The sequence below is a fragment of the Kibdelosporangium phytohabitans genome, from assembly GCF_001302585.1.
Classification (GTDB): Bacteria; Actinomycetota; Actinomycetes; order Mycobacteriales; family Pseudonocardiaceae; genus Kibdelosporangium; species Kibdelosporangium phytohabitans.
Map to the genome: position 1 here is coordinate 7,537,258 of NZ_CP012752.1, position 24,513 is coordinate 7,561,770.

Sequence of the window (24,513 nt, forward strand, 5' to 3'; positions counted from 1 at the left end):
CGTCTCCACTGGCAAGGGATGGGACATTTATGAGTGGATTGACCCGCCGCCTGGCTGTGACCGGCATCGGTGCGGCGATGACCCTGCTCGCTGTAACCCCCGTCATGGCGAACGCGGGCCCGGCTTCGCCGACGGGAACCGAGTTCATCGTGAAGTTCCGTGACGGCGTCGCGGCGAGATCGGACGCCTTAGCGGCGAACGGCCTGCGCGTCGTCGGCGAGGTTTCCGTTGGCGCGGTTCTGGTCTCACCGACCAAGGCGCTCGACACAACGACCGCGCTCGCCGCACTGCGGGCACGCGGTGACGTGGAGTACGCCGAAGTGAACGGAACCATGCACGCGGACCTCACCCCGAACGACCCGATGTACCCGCAGCAATGGCACTACTACGAAGCCGCCGCGGGCGCACGCGTCGACACCGCGTGGGACTCCGGCCTCACGGGAGCGGGCGTGCGTGTCGCGGTGATCGACACCGGCCGTACCGCGCACACCGAGCTGAACGCCAACTACCTCGGCGGCTACGACATGATCAGCAACGCGGCCGCCGCCCGTGACGGCAACGCCCGTGACAACAACGCGCAGGACCAGGGCGACTGGCAGGCCGCGGGCGAGTGCGGCGCCGGTACCCCGGCCCGCAACAGCAGCTGGCACGGCACGCACGTGGCCGGCACCATCGCCGCCCTGCGCGGCAACGCGGCCGGTGTCGCCGGTGTCGCCCCAGCAGCGAAGATCGTGCCGGTGCGCGTGCTCGGCCGTTGCGGTGGTTCCTTCGCCGACATCATCGACGGCATCACGTGGGCATCCGGTGGTGTGGTCGCGGGTGTGCCCAACAACCCCAACCCCGCCCGTGTGCTGAACATGAGCCTCGGTGGCTCCGGCGCGTGCCCGGCGAGTCTCCAGGCCGCCATCACCGCCGCCAACAACCGCGGCTCGGCCGTGGTGGTCTCAGCGGGCAACAGCAACGTCAACGCCTCCAACGCCACGCCGGCGAACTGCAACGGCGTGATCACGGTGGCAGCGAGCGACCGCCAGGGCAACCGCGCGGTGTACTCGAACTTCGGCGCGACCGTGGAGATCACCGCACCCGGCGGCGAGACCTCCCCGGCAGCGTCCGGCGGCGTACTGTCCACGTTGAACGCGGGCACGACGGTGCCTGCCGCCCAGTCCTACGCCTTCTACCAGGGCACCAGCATGGCCGCACCGCACGTCGCCGGTGTCGTCGCGCTGATGCAGCACAAGAAGCTGGCCGCGGGCGTCGCACTGCTGACCCCCGCGCAGGTGACGGCGCGTCTGCGGGCACGGGCCATGCCCGGCAGCTGCGTCGGCGGTTGCGGCATCGGCCTGCTTGACGCTCGCGCGAGCGTGGCCGCCGCCTAAAACCTCGTGAGTGGTTTGGCCGGTTAGAACCGGCCAAACCACTCACGAGTCAGTCCAGCGGTAGTGCGATGTGGTTGATGGCCGTCACCCGGCCATCAACCACACGCATGACCACGCGTTGGCCGAGCCGGAGCATGCGGAGTCCACTGTGGTCGAAGGCGTCCGCGTCGAACGACAGCTGGCTGCCGTCGTCCAGCAGGACGGTGCCGCTTCTGGTTTCTGGCGAATAGGTCGCCACAGTCGCCTGCATCGGTCAGCCTCCGGTTGTGATGCCCAGGACGAGCTGCGGCATGACGGACATCAGGACCGTTCCCACCGCGGCCACGCTGATCGCCGCGGCGACCGGGCGGGCGATGCCGCCGAAGCGTGCGCCGTCCGGCAGCGGTGCGAAGAGGCGGGTCGCCCATGTCAGGTAGTAGAACAGGCCGATCACCGTGTTCACCGCCATCACCACGGCCAGCCAGCCGAGGCCACCCGCGATCGCGCCTTGGAAGACCACGATCTTGGCGAACAAGCCGGCGAGACCCGGTGGCAGACCGGCGAGGCACGCGAGGAAGAACGCCAACGCGATGGCCACCAACGGATGCGTACGCGCCAGGCCGCGGTAGTCTTCCAGCGCTCCCCCGCCGTACCCGCTGACCCAGCCGACGACCGTGATCACCGCGAACACGCCGATGTTCATCACCGAGTAGATGGCGACATAGCCGATCGTGGCGGCGACCAGCGAGTCCAGTGGCGCGCCCGCGCCCGCCGCGCCGAGTGGCGCGAGCATGTACCCGGCTTGCGCGATCGACGACCAGGCCAGCAGTCGTATCGCGGTTCGCTGGCGCAGGGCAACGAGGTTGCCGACGGTCATCGACACCGCGGCGAGTACCGCGATCAGCGGCCCCCACACGTTGGCGTACGGCACGAACCCGATGCTCAGGACCAGCACGAGTCCGGCGAACCCGGCTGCTTTGGAGATCACCGACAGCAACGCCGCCACTGCGACCGGCGCGCCCTGGTACGTGTCCGGCGCCCAGAAGTGGAACGGCACTGCGGACACCTTGAACCCGAGACCCACCAGGACGAGCACCACACCGACGGCGGCGACCGGCTCCACAGGCGACGGTGTGCCCAGCGCCGCGCCGATCCGGTCGAGGAACAACGTTCCCGCCGCGCCGTAGACCAGGCTGATGCCGAACAGCATCACCGCCGTCGACACCACCGAGACCAGGAACATCTTCACCCCGGCCTCGGACGAGCGCCCGTCGTACCGGCGCAACGCCACCAGTGCGAACAACGGCAGCGACACGACCTCAAGCGCCACCAGCAACGTCACCAGGTCACGCCCCGCGACCAGCGTCATCGCTCCCGTCAGCGCCGCGAACGTGAGAAAGTGGAACTCGCCGGCAGGCAACCGGGTTTCCCGGATCTCGCTGTGCGCCATCAACAGCACCACGGCACCGGCGATCAGCACCACCGTCTGCATCAGCAGCGTGAAATCGTCCACAACGAACGAGCACGAACTGTCCACGCAGAACGTCCGCCGTGGACTCCCGGTCACCAGCGCGACTTCGAACACCCCGGCGACCAGGATTCCCGCGAACGGCACGAACCGAGGCAGGAACAGGGACACGAGCCCGGTCAGCGCCAGGATCAGTGGCGGCGCGATGGCCAGGTAGTCGACCGACTGGACCATCACAGGCCTCCCAGGTAGAAGCCGACGGCCTCGACGGTCGGGGCCAGCACAAGGCCGGGCCAGATCCCGACCACGAACACCAGCACCACCAACGGCGACCACGCCACGTACTCGGCGCGGGTCACATCGAGAACGCCTTGATCCTTGCGCCACGCCGCGAACGTCCCCTGCGCCACCCTGCGCAACATGACGAGGAAGTAGGCAGCGGTCAGCACGGCACCGATCCCCGCGGCGACCATGTAGACCAGGTACAGCGGCCGGTTCAGGCCGGGCGCCGGGTCGTACGCGGCCAGCATGGCGAGCATCTCGCCCCAGAACCCGGCCAGTCCCGGCAAGCCGAAGCTGGCGACCGCGGCGATGACCAGTAGTACGCTCAACCGGGGCGCCAGCGTCAGCGTGCCGCCGCCGATCTTGTCCATGTCGGTGCTGCCGAACCGTTCGGCCATGCCCCCGACCAGGAAGAACAGCAGGCCGGTGATGAGACCGTGCGCGATGTTGGCGAACAGTGCCGCGTTGATGCCCGCCGGTGTCAGCGTGGAGATCCCGAGCAGCACGAACCCCATGTGCCCGACGCTGGAGAACGCGATCAGCCGTTTCAGGTTCCGCTGCGCGAGGCACGTCAGCGCCGCGTACACGATCCCGATGACGCCGAGCGCCCCGAGGACGGGCGCCACAGCCAGCGCGCCGTCCGGCAGGATCGGCAGCGCGATCCGGATCAGGCCGTACGTGCCCATCTTGAGCAGAACCCCGGCCAGCAGAACGGATCCGACCGTGGGCGCCTCGCTGTGGGCGTCCGGCAGCCACGTGTGCAGCGGCCACATCGGCACCTTCACCGCCAGTCCGCCCGCCACCAGCACGAACGCGATCACCTGGACCGTGTGGCTCATTCCCGCGCCGCCGCGATCCGCCAGTGCCACGATGTCCAGAGTGGACGTGTGGCCGTGGACCACGAGCAGGCCGACCAGGAGCACACCGGAGCCGAGCAACGTGTACAGGATGAACTGCCGTGCCGCCGGGCCACGCCCGGCGCCGCCCCACCCGGCGACGAGCGCGTACATCGGGATCAGCACGACTTCGAAGAACAGGAAGAACAGCAACAGGTCGAGCGCCACGAAGGTGCCGAGCATGCCGACTTCGGTCAGCAACACCAGCGACACGAACGAATGCGGCCGAACCGGCGCGCCTCCCCGGCGTGCCACGTAGATCATGCTGAGCAAACACAGTAGCGCGGTGAGCACGACCAGTGGAACGGACACACCGTCCACGCCGAGGTGGAACCGGATCCCCAGCGGCGGGATCCACGGCGCGTCCGTGACCAGTTGCGTCCCCGGACGGGCGTAGTCGACCGAGAAGACGATCGCCAGCGCGACGGCGAACGTGATACCCGTGGTCACGATGCCGACCAGCACCGCCGAACGCCGCGATCCCAGCACAGCGAGGCATCCGGCCAACGGAGCAGCGAGCAGCAGGATCAGGAGCACGTTCACCGCAGGATCACCACCCCAACCGCGATCACCACGACCCCGGCCAGCAGTGCGGTGACGTAGAACTGCGCATTCCCGTTCTGCGCACGCCGGAGCAGCCCGCCCAGCGACCGGGTACCGCGCCCTGTGCCACGAACCGTCCGTCCGACAACGGAATCGTCTACGCGCACGACCTCGTCTGCGACTCGCATGACGCCACGCGCGATCGTTCGCTCGTACAACGTGTCCGTGCCGAAGGCGGAACCGAACACGCCACGCAGACGGCCGAGCGAGTCCACCGGGTCCTTGGCCGGGTCCCTGCGCCAGACCAGGTACACAGCAGCGACACCGACCCCGGCCAGGACCACCGAGAGCACCGCGCTGAGCAGCTCAGGCCTCAGCTCGTCGAACCACAACCCGGCGAATCCGAGCAGCAGCGCCACCACTGCCAGCAGCACCAACGGAACCGTCATCAGTTTCGGCGCTTCCCGGACGTCCGGCCCGGATCCGAAGAACGTCCGCAGCCACGCCCGGGTCGTGTAGGCGGCTGTCAACCCGACGGTCAGCAGCAACGCGACGAACACGAACCAGTGGTGCTCGGCTGATGCCACAACGGCGTCTTTGCTGAAGAATCCCGCGGTCGGCGGGATGCCGGCCAGCGCGGCGAATCCGACGGTCATGGTCAGGAACGACAGCGGCATCCGGCGTCTGAGCCCACCCATCCGCGTCATCAGGTTGCTGCCGACCGCGATGATGACCGCGCCGGAGCAGAGGAACAACAGGGCCTTGAAAGCCGCGTGGGACAACAGGTGCGCGATCGCCTGCGTCCGGCCGCCGACCGCCAGCGCCGCGAACATCACGCTGAGCTGGCTGATCGTGGAGTACGCGAGCACCCGCTTCAGGTCGTCGGTCACCAGTGCGGCGAGCGCGGCGCCGATCATGGAGATCACCGCGACGACCGCGAGGACGTCCAGCGCCAGCGGCGCCGACAGGAACACCGGGTACAGCAAGGCGACGACGTACGCCCCGGCCGCGACCATCGTGGCGGCGTGGATCAACGCGCTCACGGGCGCGGGCCCGGCCATCGCGTCCGGCAGCCAGCTGTGCAGCGGGAACTGGGCCGCCTTGCCCACGACTCCGACCAGCAACAGCAGTGCCCCGGTCAGCACCGTGCCCGAGGTCATGGCGGGCACTGCGGCGATGACGTCCGTGATCCGGAACGACCCGGCCGCGACGCCCAGTACGAAGATCCCGAACAGGAATCCGACGTCGCCGAACCGGGTCATCAGGAACGACTTGATCGCGGCGGCGGTCGCGTGCGGTTTCTCCCAGTGGTGGCCGATCAGGAAGTACGAGCAGACGCCCATGATCTCCCAGCCGACGTACAGCATCAGCAGGTCGGCCGCGAGCACCACCGTGAGCATCGCAAGGGTGAACAGCCCCACCAGGGCCGCGAACGCCGGATACCGCACGTCGTGCTTCATGTAGCCGACCGAGTAGACCTGGATCGCCAGCGCGACCAGCGTGACCATGACGGCGACCATCGTTGACAGGTCGTCGGCGCGCAGGCCGATGGTGACCGGGATCGTCCCGGTCGGGGTGAGGGTCACGCGTGTCTCGAACGCCCCGAGGAACGCGAGGACAATGGCGCCCGCCGCACTGATCGCGGTCCCGAGGACCGCCAGCGGCGCCGTCATTGCTTGTCCTCGGCCAGTTCGTCGAGCGCGTCGATCGAGATCGTCGACCGGTTGCGGAACACCTGCAGCACGATGGCCAGGCCGAGACCGACTTCAGCGGCGGCGATGACGATCACGAACAGCGTGAGGATCTGCCCGGAGCCCAGTTTGTCGGCCAGCCACACGTCGAACGCGACCAGGTTCAGGTTGACCGCGTTGAGCATCAGCTCGACCGACATCAGCACCAGGATCGCGTTGCGCCGCGCAAGGACACCGTAGACGCCGATGGAGAACAGCAGCGCCGCCAGCACGGCCGGGTAGACGACGTGCATCAGCCGTCACCATCCTTCGGCGGCCCGATGTCCGTGCGGGACAACACGATCGCGCCGACCAACGCGGCCAGCAGCAGCACCGACAGCACTTCGAACGGCAGCACCCAGTACCGGAAGATGCCCGAACCGATCCCGCTCGCCGACCCGGCGCGCGAATCGCCCACGTCGAAGTAGGCGTCACCGAACCCGCTGACCACCACGGTCACCAGCACACCGGCTGTGGCGACGGCGACAGCGACAGCCGCAGGCTTGTTCTTGCTGTCCAAATCGGACGACGGGCCGATCGGCGCACGGGTCAGCATGATCCCGAACAGCAACAGGACGACGACCGCGCCGACGTAGATCAGCACCTGCACCCACGCGACCAGTTCGGCTGTGAGGACGAGGAAACACGCGGCGATTGCGCCGAAACACACCACGAGGTACAACGCGGCACGCACGAGCTGCGGCGTGGTCACAACCAGGACCCCCGACGCCAGCGCGACGACGCCGAGCAGAACGAACACGACCTCCACGGCGGTCACGGCTGTTCCGCCTCCCCGGGACTCTCACGCCTGGTCACCCTGAGCCGGTGTCTATTCAGTTCGGCACGCACTGGTGACCGGCCAACGCCACGTTCCCCCGAGGCGCGATCGAGTGCCACGCGGCCCGTGTGGGATGTCATGGTTGCTCTTCAAGTTCGACCGCGGGTGGCGGCGGTACCGTTTTCATCCACTCGCCCAGCAGGTCCATCTCGTGTGTCAGCGCCCCGATGGTGTGCTCGGCGTATTCGAACTCCGGTGACCAGAACAGCGCGTCGAACGGGCACGCCTCGATGCAGATCCCGCAGTACATGCACAGTGAGAAGTCGATGGCGAACCGGTCGAGCACGTTGCGGCCGCGTTCCCTGCCGCCTTCGACCACGGCGGGCAGCGTCTCCTTGTGCGACTCGATGTAGATGCACCAGTCCGGGCATTCCCGTGCGCACAGCATGCAGGACGTGCAGTTCTCGGTCAGCAACCCGATCACACCGCGGCTGCGCGGCGGAAGGTCCGGCCTGGTCTCCGGGTACTGCCGGGTGACCGACCGGCGGGTCATCGTCCGCAGCGTGACCGCGAGGCCTTTGAGCAGCCCTTTCATACCATCGCCACCTTCACCACTCCGGTCAGGGCGAGCTGGCCGAGGCTCAGCGGCACGAGCACCTGCCACGCCAGCTTCTGCAGCTGGTCGGCGCGCAGCCGGGGATTGCTGACACGCAGCCAGATCACCACGAAAGCCAGAACGAACAGCTTGATCAGCAACCAGATCGGGCCCAGCGCGTCGTCGCCGAACGGACCGCGCCAGCCGCCGAGGAACAACACCGTGGTCAACGCGCAGAGCACCACGATCCCGGCGTACTCGGCCAGCAGGAACAGCGCGAACCGCAGGCCGGTGTACTCGGTGTACGGCCCGAGCACGATCTCCGAGTCCGCGACCGGCATGTCGAACGGCGGCCGGTGCAGCTCGGCCAGCCCGGCGACGAAGAAGATCAGCAACGCCGGTGCCTGCCAGGCCAGCCACCACGGCGACCAGGCTTCGACGATGCCCGGCAACGACAACGTGCCCGCCGCCATCGCGACCGACGACGCCGCCAGCACCATCGGCAGTTCGTACGCCATCAGCTGTGCCGCGCTGCGCAACCCGCCCAGCAGCGCGTACTTGTTGCCGCTGGACCACCCGGCCATCACCGAACCGAGGACGCTCACGCTCATCACGGCGAGGACGAAGAACAACCCGATGTCCAGGTCGAGCGCGACGAGACCGGGACCGACCGGGATGACGACCAGGATCACGAGGTACGGCAGCAAGGCGATGGCGGGTGCCAGCGAGAAGACCGTGCGGTCGGCCTGCGCCGGCACGACGTGTTCCTTCTGGACGAACTTCACGCCGTCCGCGATCAGCTGCGCCCAGCCGTGGAACCCGCCTGCGCGCATCGGCCCGAGCCGGGCCTGCATGTGCGCCATGGCCTTGTGCTCCAACTGGCCGACCAGCAACGGCAGCAGCAGGAACGCCGCGACCACGAGTGCGAGCCGCAGCACGATCTCCGGCAACGTCATGGCCGCGTCCAGTTCTCCGGCACACCCGGCGGCAGGTTGCGGCGCCGCTTGGGTTTCCTGAGCTCGGTGAGCGACTGGCCGGGGTCGACCTCACCGGGCCACTGCTTGGCCACGCGGCTGGCCAGCACGAAGTCCTTGCGCAGCGGCGTGCCCTCGAAGCCGTCCGGCAGCAGCAGCGGTACCAGGTTCGGGTGCCCGTCGAAGTGCACGCCGAACATCTCGCAGGTTTCCCGCTCGTGCCAGTTCGCGCCTTTGTAGACGGTGGTGGCCGTCGGCAGCACCAGCGCGTCCGGTGGCAGCAGGGTGCGGAGCAGCACGTGTTGCCTGGTGGTCGTGGAGTAGACGTGGGCGACGACGCGGATGCCGTCGTCCAGCTCGTCCACCGCCGTGAGGAAGTCGAAGAAGTCGCAGTGCCGGGCGTCCCGCGCTCCGGTCAGCGCGGTGATCCATTCCGGAGGTTCGACGTCCTGGGACTCGGTCATCCGTCCACCCGCTCGAAGGTGGGGTACTGCGGCGATCCCCGGTCTGCCCACTCCTCGTCACCGATCTTGGCCTGCAGCTTCATGATCCCGTGCAGCAGGGCCTCCGGCCGGGGCGGGCAGCCGGGGACGTACACGTCCACCGGGATCAGCTGGTCGACGCCCTTGGTCACGCAGTACGAGTCCCAGTACGGGCCGCCGCAGTTGGAGCAGGCGCCGAAGGAGATCACGTACTTCGGTTCGGGCATCTGCTCGTAGAGCCGCTGGATGGCGGGCGCCATCTTGTCGGTGACCGTGCCCGACACGACCATCAGATCGGCCTGGCGCGGGCTCGGCGCGAACGGGATGACGCCGAGCCGGATGAAGTCGTGCCTGCTCATCGAGGTGGCGATGAACTCGATCGCGCAGCACGCCAGCCCGAAGTTGAACACCCAGAGCGAGTACCGCCGCCCCCAGTTGAGCAGGAACCGCATCGGCTTCGGGACCTGGTTGATCATCCCGAGATCGGTCACGCCCACGACAGGACCCCCTTGCGCCAGGCGTAGAGGATTCCGACGGCGAGGAATCCCAGGAACACGAACATTTCGATCAAGGTGGCCGCGCCGAATCCCGGCGCGGCGAAAACGGTGGCCCACGGAAACAGGAAGACCGCGTCGACGGCGAACACCACGTAGAGGAATGTGAATACGTAATACCGGACGTACGACTGGGCCCACCCGCCGCCGACCGGGTCGACACCGCACTCGTACGTGAGCAGCTTCTGCGGCGTGGGACGAGCGGGCCGCAACAAGCGGTTGGCCGTCAGCGCCACCGTGACGAACACAGCGCCGACTACCAGGAGCAACGCGATGAGTCCGTATGCTCCGAAATAGCCGTGCACGGGGTCACCTCCGCCGAGGGGACTGCACCACTGTGTGTTGGATCACATCATGGTGGGTTTCGCACCCTTTCGTCCACCGGAAGTCACCAGCGCAGGGCATTCGAGATGGGCATAGCGGTCGTCACTGGTCAGCGGCGGTGCGGGACCCACCTCACAAAGCCCTTAGGGGTCACCCATTAGAGTCTGCGGGTGCATTTCGATTCGATCTCGAACCGATCACTACTTGAGACCTCATGGTCCGTCACGCGCTGGGAACAGCCGAGGTGACGTTCTGGCTCGTGGCGGCCGTAGCCGGAGCCCCGCTCGTCGCACTCGGTGCCGCGCTGCAGCAGAACGCGGCGGTGCACTGCAAGAGCCTCGGGTTCCTGCGCCTGCTCGGCCAGTTGGTCCGCAGGCCGAAATGGCTGCTCGGCTCGGCCACGACCCTCGGCGGCGCGGTCATGCACATCATCGCGCTGTCCAACGGCCCGCTGACAGTGGTCCAGCCGCTGGGCATGAGCGGTCTGCCGATCGCCGTGCTGATCGCGGCGGCGATCGACCGCAGGCGTGTGCGCGCGGCGGAGATGTTCGGGACGTTCGCGGTGAGCGCGGGGCTGGTGAGCCTGCTCCTGCTGCTGCCGCACGAGTCGTCCCGCCCGACGCTCGACGGCGGCTCGGCGGCCGTGCTGAGCGGGACGACCCTCGCCATCATCCTGGGCGCGGCCGTGATGGCCCGCCGCAGCACAGGCGCGGTCAACGCCCTGTTCCTGGCGATCGGCTCGGGCATCTCGTACGGCGTGTTCGCGGCGCTGACCAGGGTCAGCGGCAGCACGGTCGTCAACGACATGTCGGCGTCGGTGTTCTGGGTGATCGGCCTGGCCGTGGTGTTCTGCGCACTGGGTCTGCTGTTCCAGCAGAACGCGTACCGCACCGGCCGGTTCGCGTTGAGCTACGCCACCTTGCTCGTCGCGGATCCCATCACCGGATCCCTGATCGGCGTGATCGTGCTCAACGAGCAGCTGCCGAGCTCGTTCATCGCCAACGTCGGCGTGCTCGCCGCGTGCGGGGTCACCATCGCGGGTGTCGTCATCCTGACCCGCCTGCACCCGCACCAGCACGCCCCCGCGGCCCCGCAGACGCCCCCGACCAGGGAACTCGTGTCCGTCTGAAAAATCTTGGAATCTCATGTCGATCCGGGGTCAGGTCGTTCGACGCGTCAGTGTCAGACGGAGAACGAACCAGGAGGACGACATGCGGTACATGATGATCGTGAAGGCCAGCCCGGAGTCCGAGAACGGCGTCATGCCGACGCAGCAGGAACTCGACGACATGGGCAAGTACAACGACGAACTCACCAAGGCGGGCGTGCTCCTGGCGGCGGACGGTCTGCACGACAGCTCCAAGGGCTTCCGCGTTCAGTACGCGGCAGGCGGCGCGACCACGGTGGTGGACGGCCCGTTCGCCGAGGCCAAGGAGCTCGTCGCGGGTTTCTGGATCATCCAGGTGTCCTCGCGCGAGGAAGCGCTGGAGTGGGCCCGTCGCATCCCGTTCCAGGAGGGCGAGGTCGAGGTCCGGCGGGTCTTCGAAGCCGAGGACTTCGGCGCCTGATCACTTCGCCTCGGTCCCGTTGATCTCGCTGAACCGCCGGCCCTCGGCGGTTCGCACGGCGGTGCAGGCCGTCCGCGACCCGCCTTGTGCGGTGCGGCGGCTCACCGTCGCGGTAGAAGTACACGAGCTGGTTCGCCGATGCCTTGGATCTCGCCGCTCCGGATCCTTGGCTACGCTGCAGAAACTCGGCTCCGCCAGTTTGTTTCACGGAACAAGCCTCGCCCTCGCCGGGGGGCTGACCTCTGTGCAGGAGGCTTCCTTGGTGTTCTTCCTGTCTCGTGCTCTGGATCCTTGGTGCGTTTGGGGGCGTGGGCGCTCCTGCCCGAAGCCCTTCTCTGCGCTCGCGCGCTCGCCGCTCGGGGCTGGTCTGCGCTTGTGCGCTCTCGCCGCTGTGGGCCTGGTCCTGCGCAATCCCCGCCCGGCGCTCGCAAGCCACGAACGCCTGCATCAGGGCGCCGCCCCCACAACTTCGCCCCACACCTTCGCCGCGGCGCACCCCGTCCCCGCACGCAGGCTGGCCCCTCACAGTTGCGGGCATACCACGAACCCACACCCGCACCCCGCACCAAGCCGCGAGCCATCCAGATGCGCGCAACCACCAACCTCACCACTCGACCCGCGCACCACCACCCGGCACGCTGTATCGGCTGTTTTGTGTGCAAGCCGGTGTCAGACCCCTGTGGTTGACTCAAGATCAGGGGTTCCCCCGCTGGCGGGCTTTGTCTTCTGGGTGGGTGGGTCCAGGCGGAACAGGGGGCTGGATTCGTCCAGGGGTGGTGAGTTGAGGCGGGCTGCGTGGATCTCCGGGACTACCTTGTCCCATTCGGCGCTGCCTGTTGTCACGCGGGTGACAACCGCTGGCCATTCGCCTGCGCGGGCGCCTGTTGTTTTGCTTCGTACGATGACTGAAACTCGGTCCACGTCGGACAGGTCCGTGATGACGTAGGCCGCGTTGTCGTGCCAGTGGTGCCAGGTCGGGATGGCTTGTGTGGCTCCTGGGCGGGTGATCCAGATCAGCCCGGACTTCTTCGTCGCGTCGGCTATCAGGCTCATGGGGGAAATCGTAGGCTATCCGAGTGAACCATCCGCGCTACGCGGACGTAGAATCGCCCGCCGGTCGCACACTGATCTCGTGCGCGGCGACAGCCTGGGATCTGTGAATTCGCCTGCCTCGCACCGGAATCGTGGTCAGCCTCGGTAGCCGGTCCACTTCCGTCTGCCGTGCCCGGGTGGCTGCCCCGGATCCGACCGTGGCAGCCACCCAAGTTTCTACGGCAGCGGCTCGTATTCGCGCATGTTCGCGATCGAGACCCCGTTGGCCGTGTTGGCTTCCCGTTCGATCATGATCTCCACGAGTACCGGCCTGCTGGTCGCCTCCGCCTGCTTTCTCGCCCACGCCAACGCGTCCGGGATCTCCGCAGGCCGCGTCACCCGGCGGCCCGAGCAGCCGTAGGCTTCCATGATCTTCACGTTGTCCGTGCCGACCGTGTCGTAGTGGATGTCGACCTCGTAGTTCATGTCGTATCCGCCGTGGTCCTCCGCCATCCTGATCAGGCCGAGGTACTCGTTGTTCAGCATGATCAGCACGAACGGCACGTCGTACTGCGCCGCCACCGCCAGCTCCTCCACCAGGAACTGGAACGAGTAGTCGCCGACCACGCCGACGACTTCCGCGTCCGGCTCGGTGTGCTTGAGCGCCTTCTTCACACCGATCGCCGCCGGGATCTCCCAGCCGAGCGGCCCCGCCTGACCACAGACCTGGTAGTGCCGCGGCTTGTGCGCCAACTGGTGCTGTCCCGACCAGATCTGGTACAGGCCGATCGCTGTCACGAAGTACGTGTCGGCGCCGTAGAACTCGTTGATCTCCTTGAACACCCTCGGCGCCTTGATCGGCACGGCGTCGAAGTCCTCGCGACGGGTCATCGTCGCCTTCAGCTCCTGGATCCTGGCCACCCACTCCCCCGCCGCACGGCCCGCGTCGCGGGCGCGGGCCAGGTCCAGGATCGCGCGCAGGAACGGTTTCGCGTCGGAGACGACCCCCAGGTCCGGCGCGAACACCTTGCCGAGCTGGGTCGGCTCGATGTCGACGTGGATGAACTGACGCTTCCCCCGGTAGGTGTCCAGGTCGCCGGTGTGCCGGTCGCCGAAGCGGGCGCCGACCGCGAGCACGAGGTCCGACTCCAGGAACGACGCGTTGCCGTACCGCTGGGACGTCTGGATTCCGGTCATCCCGGCGTACAGCGGGTGGTCCTCGTCCAGCGCTCCCTTGCCCATCAGCGTCGCCTGCACGGGAATCTGCAGGTACTCGGCGAGCTCACGCAGTTCCTCGTGCGCCTCGCTGAGGATCACCCCGCCACCGGCCAGCAGCAACGGTTTCTCCGCCGCCAGCACCATGTCCAGCGCGCGTTCCACCCTCGGCGAGTGCGGCACGACGGGGCTCACCGGCAGCGGCGCGTCGATCGTCGCGTCCCATTCGATCTCCTGCTTCTGCACGTCCAGCGGCAGGTCGATGAGCACGGGACCGGGGCGGCCGGAGCGCGCGACGCGGAACGCCTCGCGGAAGATCCACGGCGCCTGCGCGGCTTCCTTGATCTGCACGGCCCACTTGGTGACCGGCTTGGCGACCTCGACGATGTCCACCGCCTGGAAGGCTTCCTGGTGGAGCTTGGCCGACACGGCCTGGCCGGTGATGCACAGCATCGGGATCGAGTCGGCCTGCGCGGTGTACAGGCCGGTGATCATGTTGGTGCCCGCCGGGCCGGACGTGCCGATCGCGACACCGACGCGGCCGTTGGTGCGCGCCCAGCCGTCGGCCATGTGGGTCGCGCCTTCCTCGTGCCGCACGAGAAGGTGCTCGATCCCGCCGACCACCTCGAGTGCCTTGTACAGCGGGAGAATCGCGGCGCCGGGGCAGCCGAACGCGGTGTCGACGCCCTCGGACTTGAGGACCTCGACAACCGCTTGCATAACGGGGACTTTGGGCATCGGGTGTCCTTTCCAGGCCCTGTGGTGATCAGCCTCGGCCAGAGATCTGCTCGGTGACCCTGAGCAGTGCGGAGTGGTCGAGTGAGCCGTGTCCCATCGCCCTGGCCGCGGCGAGCAGCTGTGCGACGAGACCGGTGACCGGCAGCGACACGTCGGCCTGCCGGGCGGCGGCCAGCGCGATGCCCATGTCCTTGTGGTGCAGGTCGATCCGGAAACCCGGCTGGAACTGCCTGGCCACCATCGTCTCGCGTTTCAGATCGAGGATCCGGCTGGCCGCGAGGCCACCGGCGAGCACGTCGAGGCCGATGCCCGCGTTCACGCCGGACGCTTCGAGCAGCACGATCGCCTCCGCCACGAGCGCGTACGTCCCGCCCACGACGAGTTGGTTCGCGGCCTTGACGACCTGTCCGGCGCCGTGCGGGCCGACGTGCGCGACCGTCTTGCCGAGCACGTCGAACAACGGCTTCACCGCGGCGAAGTCCTCGGCCGCGCCACCGACCATGATGGACAGCGCGGCGCTCTTCGCGCCCGCTTCGCCGCCGGAGACCGGGGCGTCCAGTACGCGGATCCCCTTTGGCCTTGGCGGCTTGCGCGATCACCAGCGAGCTCTCCGGGCGGATCGTGCTCATGTCGATCAGCAGCACGCCGTCCTTGGCGTTGCGCAGCACGCCGTCGTCACCCAGCACGACAGATTCGACGTGCGGGTGGTCGGGCAGCATGGTGATCACGACATCCGCGTCCGCCACCGCCTCCGCCACGTTCGTGGCCGCTTTCCCGCCCGCTGCGGCGAGTGTGGCGAGCGACTCCGGCACGACGTCGTAGCCGATCACCTCGTGTCCCGCGCCGGCCAGGTGTGCGGCCATCGGGCTGCCCATGATGCCCAGGCCGATGAATCCCACCGTCGTCATCTTTCCTCCGGTGTCACGCCCGCAGATCGCGGGCCAACCAGTCAAAGCTGTCGGCACTGGCACCGCTTGGCTTGTACTCCAAGCCGATGTGGCCGTCATATCCGTTGTCCGCCAAGCGCTCGAACAGGTCGGCGAAGTCCAGTCCGCCCGTGCCGGGTTCGTTGCGGCCCGGCGCGTCCGCGATCTGCACGTGGCCGAACCGCGCGGCGTGGTTGTCGATCACCGCCGCCGGGTCGTCGCCGTTCACGGCCAGGTGGTAGAGATCCGCGAGCAGGCTGACGTTGTCGACGCCGCCATCGGCGCGGACACGCTGGATCACGGCGAGCGCCTCGGCCGCGGTCTTGAGCGGGTACGCCGGCGCGCCGCTCAGCGGCTCGATGAGGATCGTGGCGCCGATGCGGCTCGCGGCCTTGGCGGCGACCACCAGGTTCTCGCGTGCCACCTCGTCCTGCTGTTCGGTCGCGATACCGTCGATCCTGTTGCCGTACAACGCGTTGAACGCGCGACAGCCGAGCTGGCCGGCGATCTCGACGGCGACTTCGATGTTCTCCCTGAACTGCGTGGTCCGCGCGGGCGCGGACAGCACACCCCGTTCGCCTGCGGGCATGTCACCCGCGAAGAAGTTCAGCCCGACCAGCCGGACGCCCTCGTCTCGGACCGAACGGACAAAAGCGTCCACATCGGAGTCCTTCGGCACCGGGACGTCGAACGGCCACCAGAACTCGGCCGCGGTGAATCCGGCCGCCTTCGCCGCGGCCGCCCGGCTGTGCACATCCAGCTCGGTGAACAAGATCGACAGGTTCACGTCGTACCGGAAGCGATGGTCCACCGTCGCTCCTTGAATTTCGTCTTGCGGAATCAATCTTCCATCTGACGAAACAGTACTTCCGAAGTCGCGTACCCGTCAACTGTCCGGACATCCGAAAAGCCCGTACGAGACCACGTCTCGTACGGGCTGAAGAGGGCGAACGTTCCTAGCGGGCGACCACCCGCACCGAGTCGAGCCCGGAATCGACGGCGTCGGGGATGTACATCCCGGCAGCCAGACCGGACCTCAGGTAGTCCAGCACCGGCTGGTTGATCACCTCGCCTGGCAGCACGGCGGGAGCGCCCGGCGGGTAAGGCGTGATCATCTCCGCCGCGATCCGCCCGGCCGCCTCGCCGACGGGGACCTGTTCGGTCGGACCGAAGAACGCGTCCCGCGGCAGGACCTCTGTGCGAAGCTCCAACTCCCCCGGCGCCGGGAGGTCGACCTTCGGCGCTGTCGGCAATGAGGCCTTGGTGAGCTCACGCATCGCGTGCAGAAACCGATCCGCCGTCTCACGGTTGTCGGCGTGCGTGAACATCGCGACCACGCGGCGGTGGTCAGAAAGCCCGACTGTGACGCGTTGTTCCTCACGCAGCCAGTCGGCCGCCTGGTAACCGTTGACACGCAGCCCAGTCACGTCGACGATCACCTTCAGCGGGTCGATCGACGCGGCGTGCTCCGGGCCGACGAGCTCGTCACCGACCAGGTGCAGACCGGGAATCCGGTCCACCCCGGACCGCACTGACTCCACAAGCGACAGTGCGATGCCCAGGAGTTCCTTGCCGTTCTGGACCATCTGCCGGCGCCAGCCGTCCAGTCCGGCGTACACGAGCGACGAGGCGCTCGTCGTGCCGAGCAGGTCCTCGCGCATCTTGAGCACCGCCGGGTCCACACGGTCGCCCTGCAAGTGGAACACCGAACTCTGCTCGACCGCCGCACCCATCTTGTGCACGCTCGTCACGCACAGGTCCGCGCCGCAGTACATCGCCCACGGCGGCAGGTCCGAGTGGAACGGCAGATGCGCGCCCCACGCCTCGTCGACGATCAACGGACGATCGAACTCGTGGCACACGTCGGCGATCGCGCTGATGTCCCCACAGGTGCCGTAGTCCGTCGGCGTCACCAGCAGCATGCCCTTGGCCTCGGGTTCCCGCTCGAACGCGGCCCGCACAGCGTCCGGGCCGGGCGGGTGCGACATGTGCCGCTCGGCGTCCCACCGCGGGTGCACCCACAACGGGTCGACACCGCTGATGATCAGCCCGGCGGTCACCGACTTGTGCGCGTGCCGCACGACCAGCAGCTTCTCTCCCGGACCGGCGACCGAGATCATCGCGCTCTTGACCGACAGCGAACTTCCGCACGTGGAGAAGAAGGTCTGGTCCGCGCCGACGGCGTCGGCCATCAGGTCCTGCGCCTGTTGCAGAGCCCCGTGCTCGACCCGGCGGCCGTCGAGCCCGTTCGGCGTCAGGGCGTCGGCGCGGAACACGTCCTCGCCGACCACGTCGATGACGCGCCGGTCGATCCCGCGGCCTGTTTGTGCCCGGGGGCGTTGAACGGGACGAAACCCTTCCGGTGGTAGTCGTGCAGTGCCTCCAGCACCGGTGCTCGGCCGTGGTCCATGGACCCCGGGTCGCCAGTCCGGCGACCGGTCAAACCTCCCGGCGCGGCAACGGCTTGGTCGCGGGCCCTTCGAGGACGTTCCCGTCCACATCGAACCGTGAACCGTGGCACGGGCAGTCCCAGCTGATCTCGGCCGCGTTGAACCGCACCAGGCACCCGAGATGCGTGCAACGCAGGGAAACCGCGTGTTCCTTGCCGTCGGGGTCGCGGTAGATCCCCGTTTTGCCGACACCGTCACGGACGATCCGGACGTTCTCGGCCGGTGCGTCGTCCACGCGCAGGTGGTCACCGACCATGTCGACGGCGACCTTGGCGTTCATCTTGACCAGGTCGGGCACGGACTTCAGGGTCACCCGCTGCGGCGCGAACCGCTCGGCCATCGGGCTGTCCTTGCCGGTCAGCAGGTCGGCGAGGATCATCCCGGCGAAGGTGCCGGTGGCCAGTCCCCACTTCATGAACCCGGTCGCCACGAACAACCGGCCGGACTTCGGGGTGTACGGGCCGATCATCGGCAGGTTGTCGTACGGGATCGGGTCCTGCGCGGACCACCGGTGCGTGATCTGCTCGACATCCCAGTACTCACGGGCGAAGCTCGCCAGATTCTCGTACCGACCGGCGTCGACACCGCGCTCACCGGCCGGGTGGCTCTCCCCCGCGACGATCAGCAGGTCACCGAACGAGCTCAGCGAGCGGGACGGCGTGCCGGGATTGATGGCCATCGCCTTCGGTGCGGACCCCGACCGCAGTTTCGCGGCGACGCAGTAGGCACGGGTCGGTTCCATCCGGGCGAAGTACAGCCCGCGGTCGAGGATCGGGAAGTGCGTGGCCACGACGATCCGGTCCGCGCGAACGGTCCCGGCCGAGGTCACCACCCGGTCGCCTTCGACCTGCATGGCCCTGGTGTGTTCGAAGATCCGCCCGCCCGCGGCGGCGACCCGCGCGGCCAGCCCGCGCACGTACTTGGTGGGGTGGACGAGGATCTGGTCGGCCAGTTCGACCGTGGCGTGCACCGGGAACGGCACGTCCATCGGGCCGCTGGTGACCGGCAGCCCGGCCCGCGCGGCGACCTGCGCCTCCTGCTCGACGGCTTCGACCTCGCTCGGGCTCAGCGCGTAGGTGAACGCCGGGCGGCGCTGCAGGTCGCAGTCGATGTCCGCGCCGAGTTCCGCGACCTTCTCGACGCCCGCCAGGCTCGCGGTCGCGTAGTCCCTGGCAGCGGACTCGCCGTGGTTCTTGTCGATCGTGGAGAGCACGGTGGACTGGAGTGCGGTGACCTTCGCGGTGTTGTTGCCGCTCACGCCCGCGCCCACCAGCCCGGCCTCGAGCACGGCGACTCGCAGGCCTGCCTGCGTGAGCAACAGGGCGGTGGTCATCCCGGCGATGCCGCCGCCGATCACGGCGACATCGAACGTCTCGTCCGCCCGCAGCGGCGGGAAACCGTCCGGGGAAAGCGCTTCGAGCCAGAGGGACTGGGTTGCCGTGGTGGTGGTCACGGCTCTCGTGTACCCAGTTGCGGCCCGTCAACCCATGGTCTTCGCTCCGTCGAGGGACTCACGGATGATGTCGGCGTGGCCTGAGTGCTGCGAGGTCTCGGCGATGATGTGCATCAGCACGCGGCGGTTGGACCACGACGCGCCCTGCTCGAACCACGGCGCCTCGGGCAACGGGTGCGACTCGTCCAGGTCGACGGTGGCGACCAGCTCGTCGGTCTTGCGCGCGATCTCCTCGTAGCGCTCGAGCAGCCCGGCGAGCGTCTCGTTCTCCTTCATGGAGAACTGCGCCTCCCAGTCGATCGGCTCGGAGAACATCTTCTCGGCGCCGCCGATGATGAAGTTCGCCCAGCCGAGCTCGGTCACGGCCACGTGCTTGATCAGCCCGCCGAGGGTCAGCTCGCTGACCGTGGTGCGCTGGTTGGCCTGCTCGTCGGTCAGGTTCTGGACAGTGAACTTCAGGAAGCCGCGGTGCTTGGCCAACATCTGCAGGAAGTCGGCGCGCTCGCCCGTCACGGTGGTCACCGGCTCAGTGTAGGTGCCGCTCATTGTCTTCCGCCTTCCTCGTTTTCCCTGTTGAGGACAACTCTACGAGGCATAGCGGCCAGTTTCCGTCCTCAATCGAAAGATCTTCCCCGCGGTGGGAAGGTGGAGATCATGAACCTCCAGGTGCGCACCTCCGCCGGAGCGGTCCAAGGGATCGAGGCCGGCGGGGTGGCTGTGTTCCGCGGCGTTCCCTTCGCCGCGCCACCCGTTGGACCGCTTCGATTCGCCGCGCCTTGCCCGCCGGTGGCGTGGGACGGTGTCCGTGACGCCACGGCGTTCGGCCCGCCACCGCCGCAGCCGAGCCGCCCGGTCACAGGTGACGACTGGCTGAACCTCGCGGTGTGGACCCCGTCGCCCGGCCGCACCGGGTTGCCGGTCATCTTCTGGATCAGCGGCGGCGGATACCTCAACTGCGACTCCGCCAACCCGCACCTCGACGGCACGACCCTGGCCAAAGCCGGTGTGGTCGTGGTCAGCGCCCACTACCGGAGCGGGTTCGAGGGCTTCGCCCGGCTGGACGGCGCACCGGACAACCGCGGTCTGCTCGACCAGCTCGCCGCGTTGCGGTGGGTGCACGACAACATCGCCGCTTTCGGCGGCGACCCGGGAAACGTCACCTTCCTCGGCCAGTCGGCGGGAGCGGGTTGCATAGCCGCCTTGCTGACGATGCCCGCGGCGGCCGGGCTCGTGCGCCGGGCCATCCCGCAGAGCATCCCGGGGACCTTCTTCACCCCTGAACTCGCCACCGACATCGCGACCGGGATCAGCGCCGAACTCGGCCGCGTGGCACGAGCCGACGACCTCGCCGAGGTGGCACCGGCGGATCTCGTCGAAGCCACCCGGACGGTGACCGCCCGGCTGCCGCGGCACCTGGACCGGTGGGGCGCCGTCGCCCGCACGCCGACGCCTTTCTCCCCAGTCGTGGACAGTCCGTGGGCTGCGTTCAGCGGCGGCGCTGCGCAGGGGGTGGAGCTGCTGATCGGCCACACGCGTGACGAGTTCAGCATGCTCGCCGCGAGGCTCGGCGACATCAGTGACGCCGAGGTCGACACGCTCATCGACGACCTGCCGCCAACACCTGGCGCACAGCGCTACCGGACGGCCTACCCCGCTCTCTCGGCCGGCGAACTGCGTGAAACGGCTTTGTCGGACTGGCTGTTCCGGATGCCGGTGGTTCACTTCGCCGACGCGGCCCACGCGGGCGGGGCACGGGTGTGGTTGTACGAGCTGTGCTGGGGGTTCAACGCGTCCGGCGCCGCACACGGCCTGGACACACGCTGCTCGTGTTCGGTACCGCGCACGTCAAGACCGGGCTCACGGAAGCCGGGCCGGACGCCGTGGCCCAGGCGCGGGACCTGTCGGAGGTGATCCGGTCCGAGCACTTGTCCTTCGCCGCGACGGGAAACCCGGGCTGGGCGCCCTACGAGCCGTCCCGGCGAACCACCCGGGTCTACGACACCACGTCCACCGTCGGCCCGTATCCGGAGGAACGCTCCCGCGAGATCTGGCACGACCAGCGCTTCGACAGCCTCACTCTGCGAAGAACTTGATCAGCACCGGGGCGATCGCGTCCGGGGCGACGTCGTGCGGCTGCCCTTCCAGCGACTCGTGCCGGGCACCGGGCAGCAGTTCGAGCAGCGCGTCGATGCCTGCCCTGACCCACGGCAACGCCATGCCGCCGCCGTCCAGCACCAGTGCGGGCACGTCCGGAGCAGCGCTGGGCAAGGTGAAGCCCCGCAACACTTCCGCGTCGTAAACCAGGCCTTGGGCCTGCGCCGACATGCCGTCCCAGAACGGGGTGCCCCGCATCTGCGTGACGAACTCCGCCGGGACCTCGATCACCTCGGCGAGCCAGTAGTAGATGCCCTCACCCGGGTTTCCCGCGTCGATCGCCCGCTGAACGGTCATGCCCCAGTCCGGCGGGATGGCCGACCGCGCGCCTTCGACGACGTACGGCGGCTCGTACATCGCGATCCTGCTGATCGGCACGCCGTGCAGCGCGGCATCGAGCGCGATGTTGCCGCTGCCCGAGTGGCCGAACACGCCGGCGGACCCCCCTGCCTCGGCGATGACCGCGGCGAGGTCCTCGAACTCGCGCTCCGCGGTGTGCGGGGACGTGTCGCCGCTGCGGCCCCGGCCGCGGTGGTCGTAGGTGTACACCGTGAGGAACGGTTTGAGCACGTCGACCAGTGGCCGGCTGGACGACCGGTCGTTCGGTCCGGCACTCAGCACGACCACGGGCGGGCCGGAGCCGGTGCGGTCGAAGTCGATCGGTGTGCCGTCGGCGGAGATCACGGTTCCCATGCCGGTCACCTGTCCGCGCGGCGGTAGAGGCGCGCCGAGGTCGTCGCGAGCCACGTGAAGGCAGCGAGGACACCCGCGGTGAAGATCAGCACTCCGACGCCGGGACCAGTCGCGATGACGCCGAAGGACAGCAGGAACGCCACGCCGGTGATCCGCGAGTACAAAGCCCAGCCGTGCCCGGCGAACCGGCGCGCGATGACGAAGCACGCGATCGCGAAGCACACGAACCCGACCGCGCCGCAGGCGAAGTGCAGCGTCCCGGACAGGCTCGGCTCCGCCGGGAGGGTCGCCCCGGCCGGGAATCCGTCGACCGGGTCGGCGGTGAAGATCCCGCCGGCGACCATGCTCAGGCCGAACACGCCGATCAGCGCTGGTCCCCACGTGCCACCGGCGCCGCCGGTGAGCAGCCTGCGCATGCCGACCGCGGTGGCGATCACCATCAGGCCGGTGAGGATCAGGTTCGTGGTCTGGATCCAGCCGATGTCACCGTTGGCCAGCACGCTCCACGGGTGTTTCGTGAGGTCGAACCCGTCTCTGGTGATCGCCTGGGTCAGCGAGACGACGACGTAGAACGGGCCCGCGAGCACGCCGTAGCCCAGCAGCGACTTGGTGATGTGCACAGCCCGTTCGACATCGGTACCGACCGTCTGCGGCGTCCAGATGGCATGAGTCATGACGTTTCCCCTGTTCAGCGGGTTTCTCAGAACTAGACCGTACAGTACTCTGACGGGTACTGACCCGTCTAGTACTCTTCTGTGCCGAGGAGGTCGATCATGGGGATCGCGGGTGTGGGTATCGGGAACGAAGAAGGCCGCTCGGCCCGCAAGCGGCGGCTGATCATGGAGTCGGCCACCACGCTGTTCCTGCGCAACGGCTACCAGGGCACCAGCATGGACGAGGTGGCCGCGCTCGCGGCGGTGTCCAAACAGACCGTCTACAAGAACTTCACCGACAAGGAAACGCTGTTCAGCGAGATCATCATGAGCGTCGCGACCACGGTCGACGCGTTCATCAAGCTGATCGCCGACAAACTGCACAACGCCGAGGACCTGCACAAAGACCTGCCGGTGCTGGCACGGCAGTACCTGCACTCGGTGATGCGCCCGCAGGTGCTGCAGATGCGACGGCTGCTGGTCGGCGAGGCGTCACGGTTCCCCGAACTCGCGCGCACGTACTACGAGCAGGCTCCCGAGCGGGTGCTGACAGCGCTGGCGCCGGAATTGGCACACCTGGACGAGCGCGGACTGCTGCGCGTGCCGGAACCGGCACTGGCGGCCAAGCACTTCGCGTTCCTCGTCCTCGGTGTTCCCTTGGACAAAGCCATGTTCTTCGGCGACGACACCGGGTACACCAGCGCGGAACTCGACCACCTCGCTGACGAGGGTGCGCGCGTTTTCCTTGCCGCGTACGGGATCTCAGCCGATCAACGACTCGGCTGACGCCGTGCCGCGGTCACGGACCCGCTCGCCCCGCTGAACCATGGCGGTCGCCACGGCCGTCGCGATCACACGGCCCGCGTTGTCGACGAGCTCACCGCGCAGGTGACAGACCTGCTTGCCGCGGCGGACCACGGTCGCCTTGCCGATCAGGGTTCCCGGCCACGCCACCCGCAGGAACTGCACGTGCAGGTCCAGTGTGGGCGCGAACTGGCCAGGCCCGAGCGTCGCGGCCAGGGCCGGTCCCATGGTGTCGTCGAGCATCGCGGCGAGGAAACCACCCTGCACGTGCCCGGCGGGGTTGGTGAACCTGTCGGTTGCGGCGAACTCGACCTCGATGGTTCCCTCGTCCGGGTCGACCTCCCGCAGTTTCCAGCCCAGCGTGTCGGCCGCCGCGGGCGCGGGCGTGCGGCCGGCCATCATGTCCCAGAAGAATCCCGTTGGCGTCGGCATAGCAGTGACTATGCCGGACGACGAGGTGCCCAAGAGCGGACCACGGCCCCACGCTGTCGAAGTCGCGGCTAAGCTTGTGTCCAACCGGTTCGAGAGGGGGCACCATGCTGCGGCTTCAGTTGCTGCTGGCCGTGTTCCTGCCGGTTGCGTTCGTCCTGCTGACGGTCGACACGCTCGTCCCGGCCGCGCTCGCGACCGCGCTGACCGCGGGTATGGCGTTGTTGCTGACGATCCGCGTCGCCCTGCCCGCCCCGACCAGCGCACCAGCCGGTGTCCGGGCGGTTTCCCTGCGAGAACGCGCACGTAGAAGCGTTTGCCTGCGTTTGCGGGATCCGGACGCCTCCGGGCGCCCGCGTCCTCGAGCACCCGGTGCAGCCCCCGCGGCTGCCTGAATCTTCGTTCCGAGCAGCCGTT

The 24,513-nt window shown here is 68.3% G+C and carries 27 protein-coding genes and 1 pseudogene; 7 read left to right on the top strand and 21 right to left on the bottom strand.

Translation table 11 applies throughout. The features are described 5' to 3' along the window. Positions 1-29 precede the first annotated feature (29 nt). Entirely contained in the window at positions 30-1,376 is a 1,347-nt protein-coding gene (locus tag AOZ06_RS33880) for a S8 family serine peptidase (protein ID WP_083472107.1), read from the top strand. Positions 1,377-1,425: 49 nt separating this feature from the next. On the opposite strand, the gene AOZ06_RS33885 is transcribed toward AOZ06_RS33880, so the two are convergent. From AOZ06_RS33885 to AOZ06_RS33935, 11 genes are all read right to left on the bottom strand, one after another. Further along, positions 1,426-1,626: a pepsin/retropepsin-like aspartic protease family protein gene (locus AOZ06_RS33885; RefSeq protein WP_054293111.1), complete on the bottom strand. Its 201-nt coding sequence runs from the start codon at positions 1,624-1,626 to the stop codon at positions 1,426-1,428. A 3-nt stretch (positions 1,627-1,629) separates the two neighbouring features. After that, positions 1,630-3,057 (bottom strand): NADH-quinone oxidoreductase subunit N, encoded by a 1,428-nt coding sequence (locus AOZ06_RS33890; RefSeq protein WP_054293112.1) that lies wholly within the window; start codon positions 3,055-3,057, stop codon positions 1,630-1,632. Continuing rightward, the gene (locus tag AOZ06_RS33895) at positions 3,057-4,544 is read right to left on the bottom strand and encodes a complex I subunit 4 family protein (protein ID WP_054293113.1); all 1,488 of its coding nucleotides are present in this window, start codon (positions 4,542-4,544) and stop codon (positions 3,057-3,059) included. The genes AOZ06_RS33890 and AOZ06_RS33895 overlap by 1 nt, the downstream gene beginning before the upstream one ends. After that, positions 4,541-6,217, bottom strand: coding sequence for an NADH-quinone oxidoreductase subunit 5 family protein (locus AOZ06_RS33900; protein ID WP_054293114.1), 1,677 nt, complete (start codon positions 6,215-6,217; stop codon positions 4,541-4,543). Before AOZ06_RS33900 ends, AOZ06_RS33895 begins: the two co-directional genes overlap by 4 nt. After that, entirely contained in the window at positions 6,214-6,528 is a 315-nt protein-coding gene (gene nuoK, locus AOZ06_RS33905; RefSeq protein ID WP_054293115.1) for an NADH-quinone oxidoreductase subunit NuoK, read from the bottom strand. The genes AOZ06_RS33900 and nuoK overlap by 4 nt, the downstream gene beginning before the upstream one ends. Beyond that, positions 6,528-7,052 carry an NADH-quinone oxidoreductase subunit J family protein gene (locus tag AOZ06_RS33910; RefSeq protein WP_054293116.1) on the bottom strand — a complete coding sequence of 175 codons (525 nt, stop codon included), beginning with the start codon at positions 7,050-7,052 and terminating at the stop codon, positions 6,528-6,530. Before AOZ06_RS33910 ends, nuoK begins: the two co-directional genes overlap by 1 nt. Positions 7,053-7,188: 136 nt before the next feature. Next, positions 7,189-7,647, bottom strand: a complete 459-nt coding sequence (locus AOZ06_RS33915) for a NuoI/complex I 23 kDa subunit family protein (protein ID WP_054293117.1) — start codon at positions 7,645-7,647, stop codon at positions 7,189-7,191. Further along, on the bottom strand, positions 7,644-8,603 hold the full coding sequence (locus tag AOZ06_RS33920; protein WP_054293118.1) for a complex I subunit 1/NuoH family protein: 960 nt from the start codon (positions 8,601-8,603) through the stop codon (positions 7,644-7,646). Before AOZ06_RS33920 ends, AOZ06_RS33915 begins: the two co-directional genes overlap by 4 nt. Continuing rightward, complete coding sequence (locus AOZ06_RS33925) at positions 8,600-9,085, bottom strand: NADH-quinone oxidoreductase subunit C (RefSeq protein ID WP_054293119.1); 486 nt, start codon at positions 9,083-9,085, stop codon at positions 8,600-8,602. Before AOZ06_RS33925 ends, AOZ06_RS33920 begins: the two co-directional genes overlap by 4 nt. Then, a complete protein-coding gene (locus AOZ06_RS33930) occupies positions 9,082-9,594 on the bottom strand; it encodes an NADH-quinone oxidoreductase subunit B family protein (protein WP_335338298.1) in 513 nt (170 codons plus the stop codon). The genes AOZ06_RS33925 and AOZ06_RS33930 overlap by 4 nt, the downstream gene beginning before the upstream one ends. After that, positions 9,591-9,962 carry an NADH-quinone oxidoreductase subunit A gene (locus tag AOZ06_RS33935; RefSeq protein WP_054293120.1) on the bottom strand — a complete coding sequence of 124 codons (372 nt, stop codon included), beginning with the start codon at positions 9,960-9,962 and terminating at the stop codon, positions 9,591-9,593. The genes AOZ06_RS33930 and AOZ06_RS33935 overlap by 4 nt, the downstream gene beginning before the upstream one ends. 233 nt (positions 9,963-10,195) lie before the next feature. Here AOZ06_RS33935 and AOZ06_RS33940 point away from each other — a divergent pair, with 233 nt between their 5' ends. Both AOZ06_RS33940 and AOZ06_RS33945 read left to right on the top strand, forming a co-directional pair. After that, complete coding sequence (locus AOZ06_RS33940) at positions 10,196-11,110, top strand: DMT family transporter (RefSeq protein ID WP_054293121.1); 915 nt, start codon at positions 10,196-10,198, stop codon at positions 11,108-11,110. Between the two features lie 82 nt (positions 11,111-11,192). Then, complete coding sequence (locus AOZ06_RS33945; protein WP_063810165.1) at positions 11,193-11,549, top strand: YciI family protein; 357 nt, start codon at positions 11,193-11,195, stop codon at positions 11,547-11,549. A 669-nt stretch (positions 11,550-12,218) separates the two neighbouring features. On the opposite strand, the gene AOZ06_RS33950 is transcribed toward AOZ06_RS33945, so the two are convergent. The 7 genes and pseudogenes from AOZ06_RS33950 to AOZ06_RS33980 form a co-directional block, all read right to left on the bottom strand. Continuing rightward, positions 12,219-12,602 carry a hypothetical protein gene (locus AOZ06_RS33950; RefSeq protein ID WP_054293122.1) on the bottom strand — a complete coding sequence of 128 codons (384 nt, stop codon included), beginning with the start codon at positions 12,600-12,602 and terminating at the stop codon, positions 12,219-12,221. 216 nt (positions 12,603-12,818) lie between these two features. Further along, the gene (gene gcl / locus AOZ06_RS33955; protein ID WP_054293123.1) at positions 12,819-14,534 is read right to left on the bottom strand and encodes a glyoxylate carboligase; all 1,716 of its coding nucleotides are present in this window, start codon (positions 14,532-14,534) and stop codon (positions 12,819-12,821) included. A gap of 28 nt (positions 14,535-14,562) precedes the next feature. Continuing rightward, positions 14,563-15,442, bottom strand: a pseudogene (locus tag AOZ06_RS33960) (2-hydroxy-3-oxopropionate reductase). Positions 15,443-15,455: 13 nt separating this feature from the next. Next, on the bottom strand, positions 15,456-16,271 hold the full coding sequence (locus AOZ06_RS33965) for a hydroxypyruvate isomerase family protein (RefSeq protein ID WP_054293124.1): 816 nt from the start codon (positions 16,269-16,271) through the stop codon (positions 15,456-15,458). A 145-nt stretch (positions 16,272-16,416) separates the two neighbouring features. Continuing rightward, positions 16,417-17,751 (bottom strand): aminotransferase class I/II-fold pyridoxal phosphate-dependent enzyme, encoded by a 1,335-nt coding sequence (locus tag AOZ06_RS33970; RefSeq protein WP_335338299.1) that lies wholly within the window; start codon positions 17,749-17,751, stop codon positions 16,417-16,419. Between the two features lie 148 nt (positions 17,752-17,899). Then, a complete protein-coding gene (locus tag AOZ06_RS33975) occupies positions 17,900-19,363 on the bottom strand; it encodes an FAD-dependent oxidoreductase (RefSeq protein ID WP_054293125.1) in 1,464 nt (487 codons plus the stop codon). A gap of 27 nt (positions 19,364-19,390) precedes the next feature. Next, entirely contained in the window at positions 19,391-19,909 is a 519-nt protein-coding gene (locus AOZ06_RS33980) for a DinB family protein (RefSeq protein WP_054293126.1), read from the bottom strand. A gap of 108 nt (positions 19,910-20,017) precedes the next feature. Between AOZ06_RS33980 and AOZ06_RS33985 the strand changes: the two genes are divergently transcribed. Continuing rightward, positions 20,018-21,274, top strand: coding sequence for a carboxylesterase/lipase family protein (locus AOZ06_RS33985; RefSeq protein WP_225952970.1), 1,257 nt, complete (start codon positions 20,018-20,020; stop codon positions 21,272-21,274). Beyond that, positions 21,271-21,456 (top strand): hypothetical protein, encoded by a 186-nt coding sequence (locus AOZ06_RS60520; protein ID WP_225952971.1) that lies wholly within the window; start codon positions 21,271-21,273, stop codon positions 21,454-21,456. The genes AOZ06_RS33985 and AOZ06_RS60520 overlap by 4 nt, the downstream gene beginning before the upstream one ends. Here the strand turns inward: AOZ06_RS60520 and AOZ06_RS33990 are convergent. Next, the gene (locus tag AOZ06_RS33990) at positions 21,437-22,210 is read right to left on the bottom strand and encodes an alpha/beta fold hydrolase (RefSeq protein WP_063810481.1); all 774 of its coding nucleotides are present in this window, start codon (positions 22,208-22,210) and stop codon (positions 21,437-21,439) included. The two genes, AOZ06_RS60520 and AOZ06_RS33990, sit on opposite strands and share 20 nt — an antisense overlap. A gap of 5 nt (positions 22,211-22,215) precedes the next feature. Further along, positions 22,216-22,884: a DUF998 domain-containing protein gene (locus AOZ06_RS33995; RefSeq protein WP_083472108.1), complete on the bottom strand. Its 669-nt coding sequence runs from the start codon at positions 22,882-22,884 to the stop codon at positions 22,216-22,218. A gap of 99 nt (positions 22,885-22,983) precedes the next feature. On the opposite strand from AOZ06_RS33995, the gene AOZ06_RS34000 reads away from it, so the two are divergent. After that, on the top strand, positions 22,984-23,649 hold the full coding sequence (locus tag AOZ06_RS34000) for a TetR/AcrR family transcriptional regulator (protein WP_054293128.1): 666 nt from the start codon (positions 22,984-22,986) through the stop codon (positions 23,647-23,649). Here the strand turns inward: AOZ06_RS34000 and AOZ06_RS34005 are convergent. Then, positions 23,626-24,099 carry a PaaI family thioesterase gene (locus tag AOZ06_RS34005; protein WP_054293129.1) on the bottom strand — a complete coding sequence of 158 codons (474 nt, stop codon included), beginning with the start codon at positions 24,097-24,099 and terminating at the stop codon, positions 23,626-23,628. The genes AOZ06_RS34000 and AOZ06_RS34005 overlap by 24 nt on opposite strands. A gap of 104 nt (positions 24,100-24,203) precedes the next feature. Between AOZ06_RS34005 and AOZ06_RS34010 the strand changes: the two genes are divergently transcribed. Further along, the gene (locus tag AOZ06_RS34010; RefSeq protein ID WP_054293130.1) at positions 24,204-24,491 is read left to right on the top strand and encodes a DUF6412 domain-containing protein; all 288 of its coding nucleotides are present in this window, start codon (positions 24,204-24,206) and stop codon (positions 24,489-24,491) included. Positions 24,492-24,513 lie beyond the last annotated feature (22 nt).